This is a genomic window from Rhodopseudomonas sp. B29 (assembly GCF_000333455.1).
Lineage (GTDB): Bacteria > Pseudomonadota > Alphaproteobacteria > Rhizobiales > Xanthobacteraceae > Rhodopseudomonas.
Map to the genome: position 1 here is coordinate 1 of NZ_BADD01000306.1, position 4,226 is coordinate 4,226.

Genomic DNA, 4,226 nt, shown 5'->3' on the forward strand with positions numbered 1-4,226 from the left:
GCCATCGGCCAGGATCGCCACCACCAGCAAGCTCCATTTGTCGCCGACCCGCTGCAGAACCCTGCTGACACCTTGGCAACGCGCGCTTTCGGGATCGAAGCGCTCCAGTCCAATCTCAGGCACACCGACCATACCGGGTTACTTCCGTGTGTGTGAGGATCACGAATGTGCCTTCTTGTGACGGATTCTGGCTCGGTTATCTAGAGTGCCTCGGTAACTTTTTTAAACCTTGAGGCCACCATGAAGATCCTCCACATCGACAGCAGCGTCGCCGGCGACAACAGCGTCAGCAAGAAGATATCGGCTGCGGTCGTTGCTAAGCTGACCGCCGATCGCCCCGGCGCGGAAGTCGTGTATCGCGACCTCGGCGCCGATCCGCTGCCACATCTGACGCTGGCCGATCTCGCCGATCACACCGTGGTCGACGAATTTCTCTCCGCCGACGTCGTCGTGGTGGGGGCACCGATGTACAACTTCACCGTGCCGACCAACCTGAAGGCCTGGCTCGACCGCATCGCGATCGCAGGCAAGACGTTCCAATACGGCGGCAACGGTCCCGCGGGGCTGGCGGGCGGACGCAAGGTGATCGTCGCTTCCACGCGTGGCGGCTTCTACGGTCCGGACTCGCCGATCTCGGGCTACGAACTGCAGGACCGTTATCTGCAGACCTTCTTCGGTTTTCTCGGCATCAGCGATATCACCTTCATCCACGCCGAGGGACTTGGCATGGGCCCGGAGCAGCGCGACCGCGCGGTGAACAGTGCCCTGGCGGCGACGAACTCGCTGGCGGCCTGAATCCGGCGCGGCGGCCTCAGGGCCTCCGCGCCTCTCATCATCCCCGGGACGATGTCATGACCCTGAATTTCTCCGATCCGATCTGGCCGCAGAACCGCGGCGACGGTCGCGCTTTGTCGGTGCAAAGCCTCGATCTCTGCCCCTCGGACTCGATCACTCGCCGATCGTGATGTTCGATGACTTCCGGGTGCGTGGTCATCCGTCTGCACCGCATCCGCATGCGGTGTTTTCCGCCGTGATTTACGTGTTCGACGACTCGCCGGGCCGGCTCCGCAGCCGGGACTCACTTGGCAATGATCACGTCGTCGGGCGAGGCGGCATCGTCTGGACTCAGGCGGAGCACGGCGTGATGCACGAAGAGATGCTCGCCGACCCTGGGGAGGAACTGCACGGGCTGCAATTCTTCGTCAACCTGACCTGCACCACAAGGCTATCCCGCCGAAAGTGTTTGCACTGGAGGGCTATCTGGTGCCGGTCTGGACAGGGCCCGACAGTGACCGGGTGCATGGACTGCGCGCGCGGGGGCTGGACGAAATCGAATCTCAGACCCGGCATCGCGCTCAAATCGGCGTCGCTTACTAACAGCCTATCCTCGGTGGTCGGGTAGCTGTTGTGGCTCGGCGGGAAGTCGTGCGACCGTCGATCGTCGGATTTCGCGAGGGCCTCGATTATCGGCCCTTCAAAAAAGTTGCGCCCAGCCTTGGGGGAGGCTGGGCGCGCACGATCCGGTCTGGGACGGGGAGGGGTGGGGATTCGACCGAATCGCGATTCTCTTGTGTCCTGTGGCTCCGTGGTCCGGCTAGCGTGACCTGGCGCTGGCAGTCGCCATTGCCGGACGGCCGTCGCCGAGCGCGACCCACGTATTGGGGTCTTCCTGCGACTGCCGCTTGACGAAGCGGTAGCCGGTCTCGGTCCAGGCGACGACGTCCTCGTTCTGATTGTCGAGGATGTATTCGCCCTTGTCGGTCTTCACCGTCAGCACGGCGTGACCTTCGTTCTTCTTGTCGCGGACCACGGTGATCAGCAGCGCTTCGCGCGGCCAGCCGGCGTCGATCAGCATCTTGCGCTTCTCCAGCACGTAGTCTTCGCAATCACCATAGCCGTCGGTCGGCAGCGACCACTTCTCGATGACCCCCCAGTGCTCCATGTCGGTCAGCGGCTTGACGTTGTCGTTGACCCAACGATTGACTTTCACCAAATCCTGCCAGGCGGTCTGGCTCAGCACGATGTCGCGCGGCTGGCTGCGGCCGCCCTTGCATTCGACCGGACTATCAGCGCAGAATTCGATCCAGCCGATCGGAGCTCGTGTAGTATCGCCGACGCTGGCGTAGCGCGCCGGCTCTGCTGCCTGGGCCGCTGCAGTGATGCCGAACATCGCCGCGATGGCCAATCCCGTTAGTAATCCCCTGCCGTCCATCATTGTGGCCCCCGTTTTCTTGTTGGGACCATCATTCGCACAAACGATTTGCAGGGCCGCTAAGTCGACTAAGTCAATTCAAGTCGACTGATCGTAAAACGCTGCGCAGTTTCGACGATTACTTGAGGCGAATACGATTCAAATTTTAGCTTTCGGCGATTGATTAAAATGCGATCGATTAAGCCGCTTCACCTTGGCGGCACTGCATTTTCCGATGTCGTAGACGGACGCGTTAACCGTCCACAGCGCGATCGAAAATCGGTCGCGCCGTCGCCGATAGTCGGATGGGAGGAGGAAAAGGCTCGTTCAGGGGCGAGTTCGCCCCCGCGGTTCGTTCACCGCGCGGTAACGCTGTCTTCGAGCGTTTCTTCGAGCTGCTCGTGGATGAACTCCAGCGCGAAGCCCTCTTCGAGGTGACGCACCACACGCGCCTGGACCCGTCCGAGCAGCACCTGGCTGTTCATCGGCGGCTTCTGCTCAGCCGCGATGGCGGCGCCCGAGCGCGACATGTCGATGATGCGGCAGCTCATCCGCGAGCCGTCTTCGAGCGTCAGGATGGCGATCGGGTTTCGCGGCACGATACGGTCGTGGCGGCGATCTTCCGGCAGATTCAGGATGTCGCGGTTGGCCAGCCAGGTGAGCTGCGCGGCCAGTTTGTCGCGTTTACGCGGCGTGGCGCCCACGGTCATCGCGAAACCGTTGTCGATCATCCGCGTAATTTTGCCTTCGACCCGGCCGATATGGTCGAGATAAGCGACCACGCGATCGCCGACATTGCCGATCCCCGGGGCCAGCATCGCGACGCCGCCCGGCGACATGTTGATCACCTGGCAGGGATATTCGCGCCGGTCGGGAAGCATGTAGCGGCCGAGCAGGTGAACCTTCACCCGCTGATAGCGGCGTCGCTCCTCGCGCACCGGCTGGATCGATGGTTGTGGCAGCAAGGCTTGGTTCCGCGGCTCGGCCGGACAGCGTCTCGTCCGAACCTACGGCGCGCAAAGTTAATGGCTCGTTACAAATCGGTCGCGAGTTGTCGCCTGACTCGCGGATGACGGGTCTTTACAGTCGTCATCGCGGACAGCGGGTGGTGGACCTTCGATCACCTCGCGCAGTCGGCGTCCGAGTTCGGATTTGTGGTAGGGCTTGGTGAGGATCGGGAACGCGTTGAGGCCACGGCTTCGTCCCGCGATGCTGTCGAGCGCGTAGCCCGAGGTCAGCAGCACGCGCAGCTCCGGTCGCCGCGCCAGCGCGGCTTCGGCCAGCGCCCAACCGCTCAGCCCGCCCGGCATCACGACATCGGTGAAGAGCACGTCGAACGCGGTCGGTCCAGTGAGTTTCTGCCACGCGTCTTCGCCGTCCATCGCGGCGACCACCGTGTAGCCGAGGCTGCTCAGACAGCGGACCGCATAGGAGCGCACGTCGTCATCGTCCTCGACGATCAGCACCGCTTCGCCTTTCGACACGTCGGCGTTGGAGATGCGTCGGTCGCAGCCTTCGGACGGGGGTAACGCCGCGTAGCTCTCGGCGGCCGGCAGATAAAGCCGAACCGTGGTGCCGAGCTCCGGCTCGCTATAGATCGAGACATGGCCGTTCGATTGCTTGGCGAAGCCATATACCATGCTGAGGCCGAGCCCCGAGCCCTTGCCGGCGTCCTTTGTCGTGTAGAACGGCTCGAAGGCGTGTTCGAGCACTTCGGCTGTCATGCCACTGCCGTTGTCGGTCAGCGCCAGCATGACGTAAGCGCCGGGGCGGACATCCTGATTGATCATCTGATAGGATTGATCGAGCTTCACATTGGCGGTGGTGATGCTGAGTCGGCCGCCGCCCGGCATCGCGTCCTGAGCATTCAGCGCCAGATTGAGGATGGCGGATTCGAGCTGAGAGCGATCCGCATAGGCGGCTTGCAGGCCGGGATCCAGTTCCGCGTCGATCAGAATGTCCTCGCGCAGGGCTCGGCGTAGCAGCTTCTGCATCGAACCCAGCAGCGCGTTGCAGTCGAACTCGACCGGCATCA

The 4,226-nt window shown here is 62.8% G+C and carries 5 protein-coding genes; 2 read left to right on the plus strand and 3 right to left on the minus strand.

Annotated elements, in window-relative coordinates:
- Positions 1-240: 240 nt before the first annotated feature.
- Positions 241-795: an FMN-dependent NADH-azoreductase gene (locus I5M_RS11290; protein WP_022721504.1), complete on the plus strand. Its 555-nt coding sequence runs from the start codon at positions 241-243 to the stop codon at positions 793-795.
- 169 nt (positions 796-964) lie between these two features.
- Positions 965-1,402, plus strand: coding sequence for a pirin family protein (locus tag I5M_RS11300; RefSeq protein ID WP_022721506.1), 438 nt, complete (start codon positions 965-967; stop codon positions 1,400-1,402).
- 192 nt (positions 1,403-1,594) lie between these two features.
- Here the strand turns inward: I5M_RS11300 and I5M_RS11305 are convergent, their stop codons facing one another.
- The 3 genes from I5M_RS11305 to I5M_RS11315 all read right to left on the minus strand — a co-directional run.
- Positions 1,595-2,215, minus strand: a complete 621-nt coding sequence (locus I5M_RS11305) for a transglutaminase-like cysteine peptidase (RefSeq protein WP_031336086.1) — start codon at positions 2,213-2,215, stop codon at positions 1,595-1,597.
- Positions 2,216-2,547: 332 nt separating this feature from the next.
- Positions 2,548-3,156 carry a PilZ domain-containing protein gene (locus I5M_RS11310; RefSeq protein ID WP_040771674.1) on the minus strand — a complete coding sequence of 203 codons (609 nt, stop codon included), beginning with the start codon at positions 3,154-3,156 and terminating at the stop codon, positions 2,548-2,550.
- Between the two features lie 57 nt (positions 3,157-3,213).
- On the minus strand, positions 3,214-4,226 hold a 1,013-nt coding region (locus I5M_RS11315), incomplete at its 5' end, for an ATP-binding protein (RefSeq protein WP_022721509.1).

What these genes read in the sequence shown, in the direction of transcription:
- I5M_RS11305 (WP_031336086.1), bottom strand. Translation starts at nt 2,215, where the DNA reads ATGATGGACGGCAGGGGATTACTAACGGGATTGGCCATCGCGGCGATG.
- I5M_RS11290 (WP_022721504.1), top strand. Translation starts at nt 241, where the DNA reads ATGAAGATCCTCCACATCGACAGCAGCGTCGCCGGCGACAACAGCGTC.
- I5M_RS11300 (WP_022721506.1), top strand. Translation starts at nt 965, where the DNA reads ATGTTCGATGACTTCCGGGTGCGTGGTCATCCGTCTGCACCGCATCCG.